The organism is Marinobacterium sp. YM272, assembly GCF_050908845.1.
Classification (GTDB): domain Bacteria; phylum Pseudomonadota; class Gammaproteobacteria; order Pseudomonadales; family Balneatricaceae; genus Marinobacterium_D.
In genome coordinates this window covers 4359368-4380322 of record NZ_CP194171.1, presented here as the reverse complement: position 1 = coordinate 4380322, position 20955 = coordinate 4359368, and the positions used below count along the sequence as shown (strand labels likewise).

Below are 20955 nucleotides of genomic sequence, written 5' to 3'. Positions count from 1 at the left end.
GCGCAATGAGTCTGTAGCCGCCTTAAAGTTTGATGCAGTTAAAACTGGGCTTTTATCGGTCAACCTTTTTTGCCCAACGGTCCCGGCCCTACACTGGCCTCACTGTCATTCAATTGGCCATGCCCGGCCAACATGCCCAACAAGGTCTGCACCATGAAAAACTATCAAAGCATGGATCATTTCTGGATGCCGTTCACGGCCAACAGAGCTTTCAAAAACGCGCCCCGGATTATCGAACGGGCGGAAGGTGTCTGGCTGCACAATGATCGTGGCGACAAAATCCTTGATGCCACCGCAGGTCTCTGGTGCGTCAACGCCGGTCACGGTCGCCGCCAGATCGCAGAAGCCATGGGTAACCAGGCAATGAAGCTGGATTACACCTCGCCGTTCAACCTGGGTCATGATATCGGCTTTGAGTTTGCAGAACGCCTTGTCAAGCACACCCCGGAAAACCTGAACCGCGTCTTCTTCGCCAACTCCGGCTCTGAAGCCGTAGAGAGTGCGTTGAAGATCGCGCTGGCTTACCAGAATGCCCGTGGCAAGGGCGGTAAATACCGCTTTATCGGCCGTGAAAAGGCGTATCACGGGGTTAACTTCGGTGGTATCTCCGTGGGTGGTCTAACGCCGAACCGCAAGGGCTTCGGTCCGCTGCTGCCGGTTGATCACCTGCCGCACACCCTGGATATCGCGCGCAATGCCTTCAGCAAGGGCCTGCCGGAGCACGGCATTGAAAAAGCGCTGGAGCTGGAAAACCTGCTGCAGTTCCACGGTGCCGAGACCATCGCCGCCGTGATCGTTGAGCCGATTTCCGGTGCCGGTGGCGTGGTGCTGCCGCCGATCGGTTATCTGCAGAAGCTGCGTGAGATCTGTACCCGTCACGATATCCTGCTGATCTTTGATGAAGTAATCACCGGCTGGGGCCGCCTGGGCGCGCCGTTCGCCTCGCAGAAATTCGGCGTCGAGCCGGATATGATCACCTCAGCCAAAGGCATCACCAACGGTGTCGCGCCGATGGGTGCGGTCTTCGTCCGCGACGAAATCTACGACACCGTGGTCAACGCGGCGCCGGAAGGCAGCATCGAGTTCTTCCACGGTTACACCTACTCTGCGCATCCTGTGTCCTGTGCGGCGGGTCTGGCCACCCTGGATATCTATGAGGGCGAAGGTCTGCTCGAGCGCGCTAGTGGTGAGATCGGCGAGTACTTTGAAACCGCACTGCACTCACTGCAGGGCGAGCCCGGCATTGTTGATGTGCGTAACTGCGGCCTGGTGGCGGCGGTTCAGTATGCAGCGCCGGATGGCTCGCTGGTAGGACCGAAGATCATGCAGCGCTGCTATGAGAAAGGCCTGTCGGTGCGCGCCGTGGGCGACATCATCGCCTTCTCGCCGCCGCTGATCATCGAGAAGGAGCATATCGACCAGATCGTCGATACCCTCGGCTCCATTGCTCGCGAGATGTTTGCCTGAAAAAGCAGGGGGAGGATTGTGACCCGCCCCCTGTTCTGACGCACACCCTGGTGTGGATTGTCACATCGTGCTTTACCGGCTTCCACGTTTGTGGGAGCCGGTTTTTTTATGCCTGCGGTAAATGCAGGTCGATGTTCTTTAAGGAAGGTGAGGGGACGTGCTGGCTAACGGAGTATTACGGAAATATCCACTATACTTCTAAGGTTTTAATGTTTGGGTAAGGGCACGGAGGCACTCTATGAGAACAACAATAAGGGATATCAGCGTGAAATTACTGACCTCGATATTCGCCGTCCTGCTCTTGTCGGTTGTGACGCTGGTTCAGGCGACTGAGCTTCAGACCGGCTCTGTGGCGATCTACTCAAATGGGCAGGTCAAAAAACTGGTCGAGCAGACGCCCGATTGGACTCTTTGGGAAAGCGCGCGTAAAAGGCTTTACAGACTTTCTTTCCTGCCTTACTTCCCTACCTTGGAATACCAGCGTTTCCCCCGTGAGCGCGGCGGCTACACGCGGCATATTGATCTGACAAAAGTGCCGTTGCTCATGCCTTTCGGGGATAGCAAATCAATCGCCTTTATCAGCCAACGCACCAAAACTGATGGAACTAGCGCGCAGCGCCATTGGCGATGCCGCTATGACGGTAAGGCACGGGAGTCGTTGATGGAACGAGAATGGCTTGTCGAAAACTACAGTTGCAACCGTTTCAACCCATTCTCCAAAAAACCTTTCAAGGAGCGTAGAGAAATAAGCTACGCGCCTGATCTGGGGATGGTCGTCAAGGAAAGCGTCTCGCGACCCGGTCGTCAGATCAAAGTGACTCGCCTGGAGTATTTGCTGAATCCAAAAGAGGCGAATGCGAACCTCATAGCCGATATGGTCAAGGGGTTGCGTCACTGATATCAGGCAGAATAAAAGCCTTAAATAATGAGGGGAGAGCGTTGGTTGCGATTCAGGTAGCTAATGCCAAACGGGCATTCATAACACGAAATGTCGACCTGTCGTTGGCAGAACGCTTTGGAAATCAGGCGCCAGAGGCGGGTGACTTGGTATTAGCGCGTGTCGAACGTATTCGACAGCATACGCGTCTGGAGGACCCTAGTGGGAGGCGCGTCTGGATATACCGAGGAGACCGTTTGGTGTTGGCTGCGGGTTCGCGTTACGCAACCGCGCAATACAGAGCAGAACTGCCATCCGCTTTGGGTGCCTGTCATCTGGTGGCCGCTGGCGGGATCGCAGCCTGTGTGTCCGATCGCAACAGTCAGGTAAAACCCGCTACCGAGTTGTTTCTTGAAGGGGTCTTGGCTGATGCTGAGGGCGTGCCTCTCAATCTGAAACGTTTTCAGCGACTGCCCCCGGCATCGATAGGCAATCATGGCCTTCCGCTGGTAATGGTTGTCGGCAGCGATATGGACGCGGGCAAAACGACTATGGCCTGCGCTGCTATCCGCGGCCTAAGTAATGCTGGATATCGTGTACAGGGAGCCAAGTTGACAGGCACCGGTGCTGGGCCTGATTACTGGCGAATGTATGACGCGGGAGCGATAGATGTCGCTGATTTTGTTGATGCAGGGTTTGCATCCACGGTAGGAGCAACACCAGCACAGGTGATTGATATTTTATCGAGAATCGGTCGGCGTGCGATGCAAAAGCAAGCCGATGTGATGGTTGTCGAAGTCGCCGATGGCCTTTTACAGCCGGAAACAGAGGCGTTGATGTCAACGCAGGAATTTGTTGGTCTCTTCGGTGGCGTCTTAGTGGCAGGAGACAGTGCGGCAGCGGCAACCTACGTAGCGCAGCGGGTAGCGATGGCTGGGCTGCCGGTTTTTGCCATCAGCGGGGTGCTTACGCGATCGCCAGTGGCTTCGCGGGAGGTGGCTGCTGCAACTGCTTTGCCGGTACATACACCGGAACAGTTGCAGTCGGTAGAGGTTATACAGTCGGTTTTAGCTTCCCTGTTCAGAGGCTGTGATGTTGCCCTCGGTGCTGTCGACTAGTCTGCGACGGCGACTATTCTGCCAACTGATTGTCAGTGGGCTTCTGCTTTCAGCAGCCTTGGCTGGTCTGTTTCTACTTGCGCGGAGGTTGGGCGGAGTTGCGCAGGCTTCCGATTACCTCTATCCGTTACTGGGCATTTTGTTGGCTCTGGTTGTTTTGGTTGTAGGACGTTTCGTGGAGCGTTACGGGGCTGAGGTGCTGGCGCAGGACTATGTACAGGAGTTACGCCAACGGGTTCTGGTGCATGCTTTAAACCTTCCCTCTCGCCACAACGCCAGAATTACCAAAGGTGGGACGCTGCTAAGGCTGACTGGAGATATGGGAGCTATCCGCAATTGGATAGTGCAGGGGTTAGCACCGATGGTGGTGTTAGGCACTTGGTTGGCGGCTTCACTGATGGCGCTGACATTGCTGCACTGGAGCCTGGCGTTATCGGTTGTGCTGCCTTTACTCCTGTCGGCTGTGGTTAATTACAGCCTGGGCCGAATCCTATACCGAGTCTCGGAGGAGGCGCGTGAGAAGCGGGCGCGCATGATCCGTAACGTAAGCGAGAAGCTGGCGGCGATCGACGTGATAAGGTTGTTCAATCAGCTGGGGCGTGAGCAGCGCCGCTTCGAGCGTCAGGGAAATCGATTGCGCAATGCACTTAATCGGCGCGCCCGGACATCAGGAATGCTGCGCGGGGCAAACGAGGCCATGGTGCTCATTACCCTCGTTTTTTTGGTATTAACAGGCCAGACGCTGGTTTCACGCTCGCTCATCACAGCATCCGATTTTTCGCTGATTCTGATCGCCGCAATCTACCTTCTTGCCAACCTTCGACGATTGAGTCGGGTTTATGAGTTGTGGACCCTGAACCGGGTCGCGACAGATAAACTGGAGCGTTTTCTATCCCTCAAGTCACATCCGAGCCGAAGATCAGGTCATGGTCTGAAGAGAAAACGGCGCGGCCCGTTGACGCTTGTAGGGGCCGAGGTTCCGAAGCGGTTGCCTCCGGTTAATGCCACTTTCGGTGTTCAGGACAGGATAGTCTTGAGTGGTCCGGGTGGGAGTGGGAAAAGTACTCTGCTGCGTCTGCTAGCGGGGCTTGAACCGGATACGGTCGGACGCGTGGAGAAGGCAGGTACCCCGCAAAACCGGCTTGATCCAAAAGTCTGGAGTAAAAGTGTATCACTGGTCAGTAATGACCTCCCATTACTTCGTGGAACGGTGAGTAGCAATTTGTTCTACGGACGCCGCGGCTATGAAGAAAACTACTATCAAGAGGTGCTTCAACTCTGCGGTCTTGAGTGGTCGATCGAGAATGGCCTGAGCCTGGATACGAAAGTGCTTGAGGCCGGGGCAAACCTCCCAAGCAGTGACCGCTATCGCCTTATGTTGGCCAGAGCGCTGCTGCGACGCCCAGAGTATCTGTTAATCGACAGTCATGAGGCTCACCTGGATGCCGCCATCCTCTATATCCTTATCAAAGTGCTCGATTGCTATCCTGGTGGTGTTCTGCTCTGCACTAATCTCCCAGAGCTTAAGGCCCATTGTACTCAGCATTGGCAGTTAACGGCAGATCACCAATTCAGCGCTGTTCGTATTCCTGCGGGAGATAAAAAGCCGGAAGGGGGACGAGTCTATGCTGTCTGAGTTCCTGTCCATGCCGGTGTCGGGTGAGTGTGTTGATGTGAATCTGAGATCAGCATACTTCATGAAATGCGCGATCTACAGACCATCCAACGAGCGGCGGAGGGATCGCGTGCTTGTGGCAGTGCACGGTATATCGCGTAATTACCTTAGCCAGGCAGAAGCGTTTCGTTCTCTGGCCGAGCGCCTTGGTATCTGCCTGATGGCGCCGCTATTCGATCGGGAACGCTTTCCTAACTATCAGAGGCTTGCCGCAAATCCGGAACAGCTGCGGGCTGATCTCGCGCTAAGCATGCTGTTGCTCACTTGGCAGTCGGCTCGAATGCTTCCTCAATTGAAAGTGCATCTGGTTGGTTATTCGGGTGGAGCACAGTTTGCCCATCGCTATGCGTATCTGCATCCCGAACGCGTGGCCTCGCTGAGTGTCTGTAGCGCGGGTTGGTACACGCTGCCCGACCCGGATGTTAGCTATCCCTACGGAGTCAAAAACTGGCCGGAATGGTTAGGGGAGCCTCGTCGGAACGAGCTGGCAATGCTGCCTATGCTGGCGCTGGTTGGAGACCAGGACTATCAGCGTGACTCTGCACTGCGCACAAATGCGCGCCTTGATAGGAGCCAGGGTAAAGACCGTATAGAGAGGGCAAACAGATGGGTTGAGACTATCAATGGCCAGCGTTCTGAACTTGGGGTCTCGCCCCCTGTATCGCTCGAGCTGATGCAGGGGCAGTCGCATGATTTTGATGCGAGCGTAAAGAGCGGGCTGATGTTGCCGCCATTAGAACAATTTATTCGAAATCTGGGGGGCTAGGTGAAGATGTGGGCAAAGATAACAATAGGTGCGTTAACCCTTGGGATCCTGACCGGATGCCAGGTCAAACCGCAGGTTGAGGCGGTCAGACTGAGCAAGGGAGAGCTGAAAGCCCTTTTTGTTGGCAAAACGGTTGAGTCCTACAGCCTCTCTTCGGGCACAACTAGCTTTAGTTACTATCACCCCGACGGGAAGGTTGAGCAGGTCCGGTATTGGGAGAAGCGAGACGGCCGCTGGAAACTCACTGAGGATGATCAGATCTGTCTAAGTATGGAGAACAAACCGTTTTCCTGCCGAGCAGTGTTTCGTGAGGGCGATCGCTATTACAAATACCGGCCCAAAGACGGAGGATGGCGCAAGATATTGCGCTATCGGCAGTTTCTTGAGGGGCGGCACCTATAGCGATAGCCAGAGGGTTTGAGGAAGAACCTCCCGATCATGGCCGATGGAGTCAGAGCAGAATAGCAACGGCCGGCGATAGATCGCTGTCGAGACTCAGCCCGTTTGGCTCTGGATCTCTCCGTTTAGCTGGCGTATCCGGCTGACCGGGCGGTTTCCGGTTTCGATTCAGGCAAGGCCGCGGGCTTCAAGTATCCGAATGATAATCGGGATCGGATTCATCATATGGTCAAACATCATGCGGCGTGACGCCTGGGCATCGCCTGACATCAGCACGTCTATCAGCTCCCGGTGCTCTTCCTGTTTGGTGTGCAGCGCATCGGCGGAGAAAACGGTTTCCCGCAGCCAGAGTTGCCGGTAGCGCTCCGCCTGATCCAGCATGGTTTCGCGCAGCTCCAGCAGCTTGGCGGAGCCGCAGCCACTGGCGATGGCGTAATGGAACGCCTTGTGGCGGCTGTCCCAGACGCTCAGCATCTCATCAGCACTCTGCACCTCAGTCACCCTTGAGAGCCTGTGCGCGGTGGCAATCACATCCGCTTCCCACTCATCGCCGCCCCGGGCCACGGCCAGCTCGGTGATCATCGCCTCCAGCTGGGCGCGGGCGAAGTAGATATCTTTCAGCTCCTCGATCGACATCGGCGCGACGCGAAAACCACGCTGGCTGATCGCCGTGACCAGCCGTTCTGATACCAGCCGGGACAGCGCCTCACGCATCGGGCCGGCGCCGATCTCATAGCGCTCCTTGAGCCCGCTCATCAGCAGTTTGTCGCCCGGCTGGAATACACCTTCGGTGATATCCCGCTTCAGCGCGGCATAGGCGAGGTTTGCCAGATTACTTTTTTCTTCGTTAGCGGGCATGGCGTGTGCGGTCTCTGATCAGGGTGGGGGGGATTATAGCGATTAGCCCGATATATCAGCAAAAGGGTTATTTTGTTGACGAAAGTTAAAAATGTAGATATTTTTGCATAACGTAAATATTAAGTTGTTTTTAGACCCCAACAACAACTCACCAATAACAGAGAAAACCGAGGTAGCCCCATGTCCCTAGCCGCTGCGGTATCCGCTGAAACTGAACACTCAGCCGGTTTTACCCTGGAACCTTCCTCCCTGAGCCCGCGCCTGCTGGAGCTGCGCTTTGAAAAGCCGGTGGTTGATGCCTTTCTGCAGGCGGTCACCCACTGGCCGGTACAGGCGCTGGAATACAAGTCGATGTTGCGCTTCCGCGTCGGCAAAATTCTGGATGATCTATGTGGCAACCAGCTGCAGCCGCTACTGGTCGAAAAACTGGTGGATCGCGACACTGGTGCTCTGCTGATCACGCCGGAAGGGCTGGACCAGGTGGAGCAGGCGGAGGAGATGGTCAAGTTCACCACCGCCGTGGCCCACCTGTTCGGGCGCTCCAACTTCGACGCGATGAGCGGCCAGTACTACGCCCGCTTCGTGGTCCAGAACGAGGACAACTCCGACAGCTACCTGCGCCAGGCACATCGCGTCATGGAACTGCACAACGACGGCACCTACGTCGAGCAGGACACCGATTACGTGTTGATGCTGAAGATCGATGAGCAGAACATGGAAGGCGGTAACTCCCTGCTGCTGCATCTGGACGACTGGGAAGAGCTGGAAAAATTCAGTACCGATACCCTGGCTCACCGGGAAATGCGCTGGGCGGCGCCGCCGAGCAAGAATGCCGCCAAGGATGTGTACCACCCGGTGTTCGATCTGGACCGCAGCGGGCGTCCGATCATGTCCTACATCGACCAGTTCGTGCAGCCGAAAGATGATATCGAAGGTAACTGGCTCACCGACCTGTCGGAATCGCTGGAAGGCAGCCGGTCTATCCTGTCGGTGCCGGTACCCACCGGCAGCTTCCTGCTGATCAATAACCACTTCTGGCTGCACGGCCGTGACAAGTTCACAGCCAACCCGGGTCTGCGTCGCGAGCTGATGCGTCAGCGCGGCTACTTCACCCGCGCCAAAACTCTGCGCAAGCCCAACCAGTAGGTTGGTGATCGCAAAGCTAAAACGGCTATGATCGAAAACCACCGGTAGCGATACCGGTGGTTTTTATGTAAACGCTCTTCGTGAGAACTCTTCGTGAGAACTCTTCTTGAGAGGACATAGATGTACGATTTTCTGATTATTGGTGGCGGCATTGTCGGTATGTCTACCGCCATGCAGCTGCTGGGACGTTACCCGGATAAGAAAGTGCTGGTGCTGGAAAAAGAGGCCGGCCCGGCGGAACACCAGACCGGGCATAACTCCGGCGTCATTCATGCCGGTGTGTACTACACGCCGGGTAGCCTGAAGGCCAAGTTCTGCCTTGAGGGCAACCGCAATACCAAGGATTTCTGCCAGGAAAACGGCATCAAATACGAAGAGTGCGGCAAGCTGCTGGTGGCCACCAACGAGTTGGAAATGGAGCGGATGAAGGCGCTCTGGGAGCGCACCGAGGCCAACGGGCTTGAGCGCTACTGGCTTAATGCCGAGGAGCTGCGCGAGCGGGAACCGAACATCACCGGTATCGGTGGCATCTTTGTTCCCTCCAGTGGCATCGTTAACTACAAACAGGTTACTGAGGCGATGGCGCGCCGTTTCATCGAACGCGGTGGCGAGATCCGCTACGGCGCTGAAGTGACCGCTGTGAAAGAGTCCTCCAGCGAGGTCGTTGCCAGCACCACCCAGGGCAGTTTCAACGCCCGCTACCTGATCTCCTGCTCCGGCCTGATGGCCGACCGCGTGGTGCGCATGCTGGGGCTGGAGCCGCAGTTCCGCATCTGCCCCTTCCGTGGCGAGTACTATCTGCTGCCGGAAAAGCACAACCAGATCGTCAACCACCTGATCTACCCGATCCCGGATCCGTCGATGCCGTTCCTTGGTGTGCATCTGACCCGCATGATCGATGGCACCGTTACCGTCGGCCCCAACGCGGTGCTGGCGTGGAAGCGCGAAGGCTACCGCAAGACCGATATCTCCCTGGCGGACAGTCTGGAAACCTTGGGCTATCCCGGTATCCGCAAGGTGCTGCAGAAGAACCTCAAGCCGGGCCTGGTCGAGCTGAAAAACTCCCTGTTCAAGGGCGGTTACCTGAAACAGGTGCAGAAATACTGCCCCTCGGTGGAAAAATCGGATCTGACTTCCTACCCTGCAGGCGTGCGCGCTCAGGCGGTCTCCCGGGATGGCAAGCTGGTGGACGACTTTCTGTTCGTCAAAACCGCCCGCACTATCAACGTCTGCAACGCGCCTTCTCCTGCCGCGACCTCGGCGCTGCCGATCGGTCGTTACATCATTGCTGAGGCCAGTACTCAGTTCGATCTGTAATGGCGCACGAAGAGTATTGTTTGAGGCGGGTGAAACTGAACGTTTACAGGCGATCAACCGGCACCAGGGTGCCGGTGTTAGTATCCATCCATCACCCTAGGATCTCCGAGAGTTAACTATGACAAGCACACTGATTACCAAGACTCAGGCCTATGTCGATGGACAGTGGGTCTCCGCTGCTTCCGGTAAAACGCTGGCCGTACTGAATCCGGCGAACGGTGAGCACCTGGCTGACGTACCTGATATGAGCGCCGGCGAAGCCAGTGCCGCCGTCGAAGCCGCGCACCGGGCCTTTGCCAGCTGGAAGAAGACCACCGCGAAAGCACGGGCCCAGATGCTGCGTCGCTGGTACGAGCTGATCATGGATAATCAGGAAAGACTGGCTCAGCTGATGACCGCGGAGCAGGGTAAGCCGCTGGCCGAGTCGCGTGGCGAAGTCGCCTACGGCGCTTCTTTTGCCGAGTGGTTCGCGGAAGAGGGCAAGCGCGCCTACGGCGAGCATATCCCGTCGCCGTCACCGACCTCTCGTCTCGTCACCATTCGCCAGCCGATCGGTGTGGTCGCGGCGATTACGCCGTGGAACTTCCCGGTGGCGATGATCACTCGCAAGATCGCACCGGCGCTGGCGGCCGGTTGCACCGTGGTGCTCAAGCCCGCCGAAGATACGCCGCTGTCGGCGCTTGAACTGACCGCGCTGGCAGAGGAGGCCGGCTTCCCGCCCGGTGTCATCAATATTGTCACCACGGCAGACCCGGTTTCCGTGGGCGATACGCTGACGTCTCATCCTTTGGTCAGCAAGGTGTCGTTCACCGGTTCCACCCCGGTGGGCAAGCATATCCTGCATCAGGCTGCCGATACCGTTAAAAAGGTGTCGCTGGAGCTGGGCGGTAACGCGCCGTTTATCGTCTTTGAAGATGCGGATCTGGATGCGGCCGTCAAAGGTTTGTTGATCTCCAAGTACCGTAACGCCGGTCAGACCTGCGTCTGCACCAACCGTGTTTACGTGCAGCGTTCGGTGCTTGATGCCTTCGTTGAAAAGTTCAAGCAGGGTGTCAGCGCACTGAAAGTAGGTGCCGGTAATCAGGAAGGCGTCGAAATCGGACCGCTGATCAACCTGAAAGCGATTGAGCGTGTTGAACAGGTGGTTAAAGATGCGGTGGCAGAGGGTGCGCAACTGGAAATGGGCGGTCAGCGCTCCGATGCCGGTGAGCTGTTCTATGAACCGACCCTGCTCAGCGGCGTGACCGAACAGATGTCGATCGCCAGCCAGGAGCTGTTCGGCCCGATCTCCACGCTGTTTGTCTTCGATGATGAAGAGGATGTGATCGAGCGCGCCAACGCCACGCCTTTCGGGCTGGCGGCTTATTTCTACTCCCGCGATATCGGTCGCTGCTGGCGCGTGGCCGAAGGGCTCGAGTACGGCATGGTGGGTATCAACGAAGGCATTATCTCCAACGAGGTGGCCCCCTTTGGTGGCGTGAAGGAATCCGGTATTGGCCGCGAAGGCTCCAAGCACGGCCTGGACGACTACCTGGAGATCAAATACCTCTGCATGGGCGGTATCTGATCCGGCTCCCGCAGCAGTAACAGTCCTGAGGGCGTCAGCAGCCCTTGCCTCCGATAAACCCCGGCCCGACCAGGCCGGGGTTTTTAATGGGGCCTGGTAAAGAGTCACTGGCAGCGCCAGGCCACGCTGATGGCGTGGGGAGTGATGAAAAAGAGACCTGCTTTATCGACAGCCGGTGATTTCCAGCCGCAAGCAATCCACTGTCGGAGGCAATGCTAAGGGTCCGATAAAAAAAATTATCGTTGATTGCGGGCTTGCGCTGTTTTTTACCTGCCTTAATCTGGTCTCACCATATTTGAGCATCAAAAAATGTGTGTGCACTAATGTAATGCTCTGTCTTTTATATGCTCGGATTTTGTGGATAATGGCGCGCTTTCTGCCGCCCGGCCGGGCTAATGAACCATCTTGAATGCACCTGTCTGGTGCGTGATTTCTGCAACAAAAATACCCCCTCCTGGATATTGATTTTGTTTGATCACCTTCAAAGTAAACATGTGGCGTACGGCGTTTAACGCCTGTAAGCCCTTTGCCATAGTCCAAATCCAGTTGTCATCCGACTGACTCAAAAGGACTCGGCAAAGACCGCTGTCCACTATAAAGAAAGAGGTAATAGGTCCATGAAAAGCATGCTCGGAAAAATGTCTCGCACCGTTGCTACGGGCGCCGTTGCGCTGTCGCTGACCCTGGGTTCGGTCGCCAGCGCTACCGCCGCAGAATACAACTGGCGGTTTGCAAACCTTTACAGCCGCGGCACTGCGTTTGGCGAGGTCTACCAGAGCATGGCCGATAACATCGAAAAGATGTCTGGCGGTCGCATTGCCGTGAAAATGATGTACGCCGGTGAGGGCGTCAGCACCAACGGTATCTTTGGCGCGGTAAAGAGCGGCCTGATCACCATGGGGGCGCCTTTTCAGCCGATGCACGCCGGTGAAATGTCCGAAGGCGTGATCGAAGTGGGTCTGCCGGGCGGTACCGACAACCCGGCCAAACTGATGGATCTGTTCTACGAAAAAGGTTTCGCTGATGTGCTCAGCGAGGCCTACGCTGCGCACGGCGTCCAGTACCTGGACCCTTACATCCAGCCGCCGGTTTATATCATCACCAAGGAGCCGATCAACTCGGTTGCCGACTTTGAAGGGCTGAAGATCCGTGCGCCGGGTGCCTACGGCAAGTTCCTGCGTAACCTGGGTGCGTCTCCGGTTAACCTGGCCTGGAGCGAGATCTACACCAGCCTCTCCACCGGCGTTATCGATGGCTCCATCGGTTCCAACATGATCGACCACCGCGACGGCAACCATGTGGAAGTGGCCAAGTACATGTACCGTCTGCCGCTGGCGGGTGCCCAGGTACTGCCGGTGATCGTTAACCAGCAGGCCTGGAACAAACTGCCGGAAGACCTGCAGGCGATCGTCAAGGCGGCAACCAGCGTGCACGCCAAGGATCAGCTGACCAAGTCCCGCAAGTGGGAATCTGAAGCGATTGCCGATATGGAGGCCAAGGGTCTGCAGTGGAGCCCGGAGCCGAGCGAAGCAGATCGCCAGGCCTGGAAGGCGGCGGGCGCCAACCTGTGGGAAGAGTATGCCAAGGAAAGCGACTACAGCGCCCGTCTGATCGAGGTGCTTGAGAAAGACGTGGCTGAATAATCCGCATCGGATACCGGGGGTGGGCGAGAGTCCACCCTTTTTCAGTTTACGCGGACGAGGAAAGGAGTTCTCTCGCAAGGCTCGGCCGGCGTCGGCGTAAGCTGAATTCATTTCGGGGTAATCGCTATGATCGCAACTCTGCTGAGAGGCTATGTCCTCAGCGTTCAGTTTATCGTCAGGTTGATCGGGCAGTCGATGGCCTGGTTTGTGCCGGTGCTCGCGCTGGTGGTGGCATTCGAGGTGTTCGCTCGTTACGTGCTGAACAGCCCGACCATCTGGGCCTACGACCTGTCTCTGTTTATTTTCGCTTACATCGCGGCACTGGGCGGTGCCTACGCCCAGCAGCGCCGTGCCCACATCAACGTGGATATCCTCTATCTCAAGGTTTCGGAGCGCACGCGGCGGGTGTTCAACCTGCTGACCTATGCCCTGGCGTTCTATTTCATGCTGGTGCTTATCGATATCAGCGTCGACAAGCTGATAGAGGCGATCAAGTTCAACTATCGCCGCCAGAGCGAGTGGGCGCCGCACATGCACCACTTCTGGGTGATGATGATCACCGCCGGCAGCCTGATGGCGCTGCAGCTGCTGGCGCAGTGGCTGGAGGATCTGTACAGCCTGATCAGCGGTCGCGATCTGTTTGAAGCGGGAGAAGAGTCATGATGAGTATCGAACTGCTGACCGCGCTGCTGCTCGGCTGCATTCTGCTGGCGTTTGCCTTTGGGGCGCCGGTGGGCCTGGCGCTTGGCGGTATCGCCATGGCCGTGGGTTATGCCACCTGGGGGGAGGGGATCTTCAACATTATCCCGTCCACCATCGATTCCACCTATTTCAGTTTTATCCTGCTGGCGATCCCGCTCTACATCTATATGGGACAGCTGCTGACCCGTTCCGGCATCGGTGATGCGATGTTCAACGCCAGCCAGCTGATGATCGGCAAGGTACGCGGATCGCTGGCGATCAGCGTTATCGGTGTCTGCTCGATGATCGGTGCCATGGTCGGCATCATCGGTGCCGGCATCATGACCTCCGGCAGTATCGCGCTGAAGCCGATGCTGGAGCGTGGCTACGACCGGCGTCTGGCGCTGGGCGTGATCATGGCCGGTGGCGGTCTGGGTATCCTGATTCCGCCGAGCGTACCGATGATCATGTTTGCCTCCTCGACGCAGAACTCCGTGGGCCGGATGTTCATCGCGGCGCTGGTGCCGGCGCTGATCTCGATTATTTCGCTGGCGCTCTACGTGATTATCAGCTGCAAGCTGAACCCGACCCGAGCCCCGCTCGGTACCGGTGCCGAGGTCAACATGACGCCGCGTCAGAAGGTGCGCACCCTGCGTGACGGGCTGTTCTCGGTGCTGCTGATCTTCGCGGTACTTGGCAGCATCATTTCCGGTATCGCCACACCCACGGAGTCCGGCGCCATCGGCGTGGTCGGTGCGATTATCCTGGCGATCCTGTTCAAACGCTTCAAACCTGCCATGTTCAAATCAGCCGGTTTGGAGACCGCGATTCTGATCAGCGTGGCGATGTGGATTATTTTCGGTGCCACGCTGTTCAGTAACTTCCATCTGCTGATGGGGGTTCAGGATATGGTCGCCTCCTTTACCCAGGATCTCGGGCTGCCGCCGATCGGTGTGATTATCCTGATGCAGGTAATCATGCTGCTGCTCGGCTTCATCATCGACGAATTCATCATCGTGCTGATGTGCGCGCCGCTGTTTACGCCGATTGCCGTATCCCTGGGCTATGACCCGATCTGGTTCGGCATTCTGATGATCCTGAATATCGAGATTGCGGTACAGACACCGCCCTATGGCTTTGCGCTGTTCTACCTGAAAGGGATCGCGCCGCCGGGTGTGACCATGGGCGATATCTACAAGTCGGTACTGCCATTTATCGCCATCAAACTGGCGGTGCTGGTGCTCTGTATGCTGGTGCCGGAGATCGTGCTCTGGCTGCCCAACCTGATCATGGGGTGATGCGATGTATACCAATATTCTGATACCGATGGACCCGGATCATGCGGACCTGTTCCCCGCACAGGTGGAGGCCGCGGAAAAACTGCTGTCCTCCGGCGGCCGGATATCGGTGCTGTACGTGAATCCGAACTACACCCACAGTCTGATGGCGGCAACCACGCCGGATAAGCCGACAGAGGTGGAGCAGGCGGTGCTGGATCAGGTGATCGAGCGGTTTGAAACCTGTGTCAGTGAAGCGCTGCGTGGACAGGTTTACAGCCAGCGCGGTGTGGTGCACGACCAGGTGCTGCGGGTCGCGGGTCGCATTCAGGCAGACCTGATTATCATGGCCGCCTGCAAGAAACCGCTGGAGCGCTATTTTCTCGGTTCCAATACCCGCAAGGTGACGGCCGACGCTAAATGCGCGGTGCTGGTTCAGCGCTGACTGCGGGATGTTAAAGATTGATTCCAAAGGGGGCCCGGGCTCCCTTTTTTATTGTTTCGAAACCACACTCTATACGGCGCTGAACGTTTAAGCGGCGCTCTGGCATGTATACCGGCAAGATGAAAAGGGCTCGGTTAGGCCGATATCTGCCAAACGCTGCACTCTCTACCGGTTTCCTCTACCGGCTTCAATGCCGCCGTCTGAAACAGAACTTTTCGGCCTGCCAGGCAGCTGCGGTACCTGGTCTGTTATCTCTTTTTCTTATAAGTGTATGTTTTTTAGTGCTGTTCTAAAAAAAGGACGGACTGTTTCTCTGCTGCCTAATTTCTATTCAGACTGTTACTAACCTTTTGTTTGTAAAAGTTAATTGTAAGACAAAAGTCTTATTGTGCTGTTTTCTGCAATGGTCCGTTTCTTTGAAGTTACTTCGTGTATGGCGTTATTTTCTGCGCGCCGTTGATACAGATCAATGTACCCAGCGTTGTGTTTCCCAGTCAGCCAGTAGGTCTCTGTGAGGCCGTCCCCGCGGGAATCTCATCTCCCCTTCCGCGGAACGGCTTCGAGCAGGTTTTTAACCCAGGGGTCTCGGGAAACCAGCGGCACTGATTTGTATCTCGGCATGGTCGTTCCATGACCTTCGCGAGCCGTTCAACGCGTCTCCAGCAATGCCTTGGTTCCACTCGGTTTCCCAGGGCCGCGTTGAGCGTCCCGCGACCCACTTAGGCACTTTCTTACCGAAGGTTGTAATAAGATGACAGACAGAGCTTTTTCTCTTGTCCGGGGCGGGGTATTGCTGTTGCTGACGGCCATTATGGTCGGCTGCAAGGATGGCGTCCTTGATCCCAAAGGGCAGGTGGCGGCGGATGTGAAATCGCTGATTATCACGGCAACCCTGCTGATGCTGATCGTCGTAATCCCCGTGATTGTCCTGACCCTGGTGTTTGCCTGGAAATACCGTGCCAGCAACACCAAAGCTACCTACATGCCCAAATGGGCGCACTCCACCAAAATCGAACTTGTTGTCTGGTTGGTCCCCTGCCTGATCATTATCGCGCTTGGCACCATCACCTGGCGTACGACCCATGAGCTCGATCCCTATCAGCCGCTCAAGGGCGTGGCCGGTGAAGAAGATCCGTTGACAGTGGAAGTCGTGTCGTTGGACTGGAAATGGCTTTTCATCTACCCGGAGCAGCAGATTGCCACGGTCAACAAGCTGGTGATCCCGGCCCACCAACAGGTGCGCTTCAAGATCACCTCTGACTCGGTGATGAACTCCTTCTTCATCCCCCAGCTGGGCAGCCAGATCTACTCCATGGCGGGTATGGAAACCAAGCTGCACCTGATTGCCGATGAGCCCGGAACCTACGACGGGTTCTCCGCCAACTACAGCGGCGGCGGCTTTACCGGCATGAACTTCAAGACGGAAGCGCTGGACAGCGAAGCCGATTTTGATGCCTGGGTTGCCCAGGTACGCAGTGGCAGCGAGCCGCTGAATCAGGCGCGTTACGAGCTGCTGGCCGAGCGTTCCATCAACCATCCGGTAGAGACCTTCTCCGATGTGGAGCCGGGCCTCTTTACCAGCATTCTGCAGCAGTACATGACGATGCCTTCCGAGGGTGAAGAGGGCATGCACGGCATGGAAATGCATGAAGAAGAGGCCATGAGTGGCCACGAAAGCGCCCAGGGTGCCGTTCAGCACCTGGCGCAGGAGTAAGCAAGTATGTTCGGAAAACTCTCTCTGGACGCCATTCCCTACCACGAGCCGATTATCGTTATCACGCTCGCGGTAGTAGGCCTCGTTGGCCTGTTTGTGGCGGCGTCCGTTACCAAAATGGGTAAATGGGGTTACCTCTGGCGCGAATGGCTGACTTCCGTCGACCACAAACGCCTGGGTGTCATGTACATCATCCTGGCGCTGGTGATGCTGATTCGCGGCTTTGCCGATGCGGTGATGATGCGTACCCAGCTGGCTGTCGCCACCGGCGGTTCGGAAGGCTATCTGCCGCCGGAACATTACGACCAGATCTTCACCGCTCACGGTGTGATCATGATCATCTTCATGGCGATGCCGATGATGATCGGTCTGATGAACATCGTGCTGCCGCTGCAGATCGGTGCGCGCGACGTGGCCTTCCCGTTCCTCAACAACCTGAGCTTCTGGCTCGCGGTTGGCGGTGCTGTACTGATCAACATCTCCCTGGGTGTGGGTGAGTTCGCCAAGACCGGCTGGGTGGCTTACCCGCCGCTGTCGGAGCTCTCCTACAGTCCCGGCGTCGGTGTCGATTACTACATCTGGGCACTACAGATATCGGGGCTCGGGACGCTGTTAACCGGCGTCAACTTCCTGGTGACCGTGTTCAAGATGCGCGCACCGGGCATGAAGCTGATGGATATGCCGATCTTCACCTGGGCCTGCACCTGGGCGAACATCCTGATCGTTGCATCCTTCCCGATCCTGACCGCCGTACTGGCGATGCTGACTCTGGACCGTTACCTGGATTTCCACTTCTTCACTAACGAAGGTGGTGGTAACCCGATGATGTATATCAACCTGTTCTGGGCCTGGGGTCACCCCGAGGTATACATCCTGATTCTGCCGGCGTTCGGTATCTTCTCCGAGGTGATCTCCACCTTCACCGGCAAGCGTCTGTTCGGCTACAAGTCCATGGTCTGGGCGAGCGGTGCGATCTCTATCCTGGGCTTCATCGTCTGGCTGCACCACTTCTTCACCATGGGCTCCAGCGCCAACGTCAACGCCTTCTTCGGCGTGGCGACCATGATCATCTCCGTGCCCACCGGTGTGAAACTGTTCAACTGGCTGTTCACCATGTATCGCGGCCGCCTGCGTTTCGCGGTACCGGTGCTCTGGACCCTCGGCTTCATGGTGACCTTCACCATCGGTGGTATGACCGGCGTACTGCTGGCGGTACCGGGTGCGGACTTCGTGCTGCACAACAGCCTGTTCCTGATCGCGCACTTCCACAACACCATCATCGGTGGTGCGGTGTTCGGTTACCTGGCCGGTTTCGCGTTCTGGTTCCCGAAAGCGACCGGTTTCCACCTCAACGAACGTCTCGGCAAGGCGGCCTTCTGGTTCTGGCAGATCGGTTTCTACGTCGCGTTCATGCCGCTGTACGTACTGGGCTTCATGGGTATGACCCGTCGTCTGAACCACACCGACAACCCGCTGTGGGAGCCCTGGCTCTACCTGGCGGCCTTTGGTGCGGCTCTGATCCTGGTCGGTGTTGTCTGCCAGCTGGTACAGCTCTGCGTCAGCATCCGCGATCGCGAGCAGAACAAGGCCGGTGGCGACCCCTGGAATGGTCACACCCTGGAGTGGTCCACCACCTCACCGCCGCCGTTCTACAACTTCGCCTCTACGCCGCACGTTGAGGGTATCGATGCCCACACCACGGCTAAAGAGAAGGGTTATGCCGGCTGGCGTCCCGAGAAGTTCGCGCCGATCCACATGCCGCGCAACACCTCTGCAGGCATCCTGATGGCCGGATTCCTGACCCTGATGGGCTTTGCATTGATCTGGCATATCTGGTGGTTGGCAGGTGCAAGCTTCGTGGCAACCATCGTTACGCTGCTGGTACGCGCCTACGACAACGATACCGACTATTACGTCCAGCCGGACGAGATTGAGCGGATCGAAGGCAAGGCCGGCGCCAAGTTGGCGGAGCAGGTATAAATCATGACGACACAAGTAACTTATCCCGCAAACACCTATCCGGTGCCCGAAGATGAGCACCACGATCCGGGCGAGAATACTCTGTTCGGTTTCTGGCTCTACTTGATGACGGACTGCCTGCTGTTCGCGTCTGTCTTCGCTACCTGGGGTGTGCTCTACTTCGCCACCGATGGTGGTCCGGGACCGAAGGATCTGTTTGAGCTGGACTACGTGGCGATCGAAACCGCCGCGCTGCTGGTCTCCAGTATCACTTACGGCTTCGCGATGATCTCGGCCCACGCCGGTCGTAAGGGCGGCGCCCTGTTCTGGCTGGCGGTGACCTTTGTCTGCGGTGCGGTGTTCATCGGTATGGAGGTCAACGAGTTTCATCACCTGATCGCTGAGGGCGCAGGCCCGCAGCGCAGCGCATTCCTGACCGCGTTCTTCTCGCTGGTCGGCATGCACGGTCTGCACGTCACTGCAGGTCTGCTGTGGATGATCGTGATGATGATCGAAGTCTCCAAGCGCGGTCTGGGTGGTAAAACCCTGACCCGCCTGGGCTGCCTGAGCATGTTCTGGCACTTCCTGGATGTGGTCTGGATCTGCGTGTTCACCAGCGTTTACCTGATGGGGGTTCTGTAATGGCACATTCCTCTCATGACTCTCACAGCGGCTCTCACAGCACGTATCACGGTACGGTGAAGGGCTACCTGACAGGTTTCGTACTGTCGATCATCCTGACGGCGATCCCGTTCTGGATGGTAATGGAAAGCGACTTCACGACCAGCGTGAAATTCTGGACTATCAGCATCCTGGCGGTGGTACAGATCATCGTTCACCTGAAGTACTTCCTGCACCTGGACTTCACGCACGAAGGCAAGCCGAACACCCTGGCTTTCCTGTTCAGTGCGCTGATTATCGTGCTGGTGGTTGGTCTGTCGCTGTGGATCATCTACGAATCCAACGCGATGATGATGTGAGCGTCGTATGCTGAAGCTTAAACGTTACCTACTCGTGGCCAAGCCGGGGATTATCTTCGGCAACCTGGTGGCGACCGGCGGGGGCTTCCTGCTGGCGTCCCAGGGCCAGGTCGACTGGCTGCTGCTGGCGATAACCGTACTCGGGATATCGCTGGTGGTTGCCTCCGGCTGTGCGGTGAACAACTGCATCGACAGGGATATCGATCGCCGCATGAAGCGCACCCGCAACCGTGTCACCGTCACCGGGGAAATCTCGGTGACGGCGGCGCTGGCGCATGGTTTTGTGCTTGGTGTGGCGGGCTTCTCGCTGCTGGCCTGGCAGACCAATGCCGTCACCGTTTTCTTTGCCGCCTTTGGCTATGTCATCTACGTCGGCGCTTACAGCCTGTGGATGAAGCGCAAGTCGGTCTACGGAACTCTGGTCGGCAGTCTGTCCGGCGCGGTACCGCCGGTGGTGGGTTACTGCGCCGTCAGCGGTCAGTTCGATGCCCAGGCAGGGATTCTGCTGCTGATGTTCTGCCTCTGGCAGATGCCGCACTCCTATGCGATCGCCATCTATCGCTACCGTGACTACGAAGCGGCCGGGATTCCGGTACTGCCGGTGGTCAGCGGTGTGATGAAGACCAAACGCCATATCGCGCTGTATATCCTGGCTTTCCTGCCGGCGGCGCTGGCGCTGGTGATCGGCGGTCACGTCGGTATGGCCTACCTGGCGGTAGCGGCGGTGACCAGTATCTGGTGGCTGGTGCTGGCGCTGCGGGGCTATCGCGTCGGCATCGACGAGACTCGCTGGGCACGGCAGGTGTTTGCGTTCTCCATCGTCACCATCACCGCGTTAAGTATTGCCATGGCCGTGGACGTGCACCAGCCGGTTACGTCCCTCGCCATGCTGTGACGGGGTTTGGAAGGGCCATGGCAGGCAAGTTCATGTCAGGCTCTTAGACCGGCTTTCGGCTTTTCCGAAACCCTTTTTTCACCGGCCCTCGGGTCGGTTTTTTGCGTCTGGTGGAATGTAATCCAGGTGCTGCTGTCTTAACCTCCACGCCGCGTATAGACTCCTCGTTCG

Annotated in this window: 18 protein-coding genes; 17 read left to right on the top strand and 1 reads right to left on the bottom strand. The window is 57.2% G+C overall.

Annotated elements, in window-relative coordinates; translation table 11 throughout:
* Positions 1-153 precede the first annotated feature (153 nt).
* The 5 genes from ACQUQP_RS19660 (at position 154) to ACQUQP_RS19640 (ending at position 5903) form a co-directional block, all read left to right on the top strand.
* Positions 154-1467 carry an aspartate aminotransferase family protein gene (locus ACQUQP_RS19660; protein WP_432696723.1) on the top strand — a complete coding sequence of 438 codons (1314 nt, stop codon included), beginning with the start codon at positions 154-156 and terminating at the stop codon, positions 1465-1467.
* 265 nt (positions 1468-1732) lie between these two features.
* Entirely contained in the window at positions 1733-2365 is a 633-nt protein-coding gene (locus tag ACQUQP_RS19655) for a hypothetical protein (RefSeq protein ID WP_432696722.1), read from the top strand.
* Between the two features lie 41 nt (positions 2366-2406).
* Complete coding sequence (locus tag ACQUQP_RS19650; protein WP_432696721.1) at positions 2407-3462, top strand: hypothetical protein; 1056 nt, start codon at positions 2407-2409, stop codon at positions 3460-3462.
* Positions 3437-5098 carry an ABC transporter transmembrane domain-containing protein gene (locus tag ACQUQP_RS19645; RefSeq protein ID WP_432696720.1) on the top strand — a complete coding sequence of 554 codons (1662 nt, stop codon included), beginning with the start codon at positions 3437-3439 and terminating at the stop codon, positions 5096-5098. The genes ACQUQP_RS19650 and ACQUQP_RS19645 overlap by 26 nt, the downstream gene beginning before the upstream one ends.
* Entirely contained in the window at positions 5088-5903 is an 816-nt protein-coding gene (locus tag ACQUQP_RS19640; protein WP_432696719.1) for an alpha/beta hydrolase, read from the top strand. Before ACQUQP_RS19645 ends, ACQUQP_RS19640 begins: the two co-directional genes overlap by 11 nt.
* Positions 5904-6470: 567 nt before the next feature.
* Here the strand turns inward: ACQUQP_RS19640 and csiR are convergent.
* On the bottom strand, positions 6471-7160 hold the full coding sequence (gene csiR / locus ACQUQP_RS19635; protein WP_432696718.1) for a DNA-binding transcriptional regulator CsiR: 690 nt from the start codon (positions 7158-7160) through the stop codon (positions 6471-6473).
* 180 nt (positions 7161-7340) lie between these two features.
* On the opposite strand from csiR, the gene glaH reads away from it, so the two are divergent.
* The 12 genes from glaH (at position 7341) to cyoE (ending at position 20784) form a co-directional block, all read left to right on the top strand.
* Positions 7341-8306 (top strand): glutarate dioxygenase GlaH, encoded by a 966-nt coding sequence (glaH, locus tag ACQUQP_RS19630; protein WP_432696717.1) that lies wholly within the window; start codon positions 7341-7343, stop codon positions 8304-8306.
* A gap of 120 nt (positions 8307-8426) precedes the next feature.
* Positions 8427-9623: an L-2-hydroxyglutarate oxidase gene (gene lhgO / locus ACQUQP_RS19625; RefSeq protein WP_432696716.1), complete on the top strand. Its 1197-nt coding sequence runs from the start codon at positions 8427-8429 to the stop codon at positions 9621-9623.
* 118 nt (positions 9624-9741) lie between these two features.
* Positions 9742-11190 carry an NAD-dependent succinate-semialdehyde dehydrogenase gene (locus tag ACQUQP_RS19620; protein WP_432696715.1) on the top strand — a complete coding sequence of 483 codons (1449 nt, stop codon included), beginning with the start codon at positions 9742-9744 and terminating at the stop codon, positions 11188-11190.
* Positions 11191-11816: 626 nt separating this feature from the next.
* Positions 11817-12833 (top strand): TRAP transporter substrate-binding protein, encoded by a 1017-nt coding sequence (locus ACQUQP_RS19615; RefSeq protein ID WP_432698727.1) that lies wholly within the window; start codon positions 11817-11819, stop codon positions 12831-12833.
* Positions 12834-12959: 126 nt separating this feature from the next.
* A complete protein-coding gene (locus ACQUQP_RS19610) occupies positions 12960-13496 on the top strand; it encodes a TRAP transporter small permease subunit (RefSeq protein ID WP_432696714.1) in 537 nt (178 codons plus the stop codon).
* Positions 13496-14812 (top strand): TRAP transporter large permease, encoded by a 1317-nt coding sequence (locus ACQUQP_RS19605; RefSeq protein WP_432698726.1) that lies wholly within the window; start codon positions 13496-13498, stop codon positions 14810-14812. Before ACQUQP_RS19610 ends, ACQUQP_RS19605 begins: the two co-directional genes overlap by 1 nt.
* A 4-nt stretch (positions 14813-14816) precedes the next feature.
* Positions 14817-15236, top strand: a complete 420-nt coding sequence (locus ACQUQP_RS19600) for a universal stress protein (RefSeq protein WP_432696713.1) — start codon at positions 14817-14819, stop codon at positions 15234-15236.
* Positions 15237-16032: 796 nt separating this feature from the next.
* Positions 16033-16950 (top strand): ubiquinol oxidase subunit II, encoded by a 918-nt coding sequence (cyoA, locus tag ACQUQP_RS19595; RefSeq protein WP_432696712.1) that lies wholly within the window; start codon positions 16033-16035, stop codon positions 16948-16950.
* A 6-nt stretch (positions 16951-16956) separates the two neighbouring features.
* Positions 16957-18930, top strand: coding sequence for a cytochrome o ubiquinol oxidase subunit I (gene cyoB / locus ACQUQP_RS19590; protein WP_432696711.1), 1974 nt, complete (start codon positions 16957-16959; stop codon positions 18928-18930).
* Positions 18931-18933: 3 nt separating this feature from the next.
* Positions 18934-19551 (top strand): cytochrome o ubiquinol oxidase subunit III, encoded by a 618-nt coding sequence (gene cyoC / locus ACQUQP_RS19585; RefSeq protein WP_432696710.1) that lies wholly within the window; start codon positions 18934-18936, stop codon positions 19549-19551.
* Positions 19551-19889, top strand: coding sequence for a cytochrome o ubiquinol oxidase subunit IV (cyoD, locus tag ACQUQP_RS19580; RefSeq protein ID WP_432696709.1), 339 nt, complete (start codon positions 19551-19553; stop codon positions 19887-19889). The genes cyoC and cyoD overlap by 1 nt, the downstream gene beginning before the upstream one ends.
* Before the next feature lie 7 nt (positions 19890-19896).
* On the top strand, positions 19897-20784 hold the full coding sequence (gene cyoE / locus ACQUQP_RS19575; RefSeq protein WP_432696708.1) for a heme o synthase: 888 nt from the start codon (positions 19897-19899) through the stop codon (positions 20782-20784).
* Positions 20785-20955: the final 171 nt, after the last annotated feature.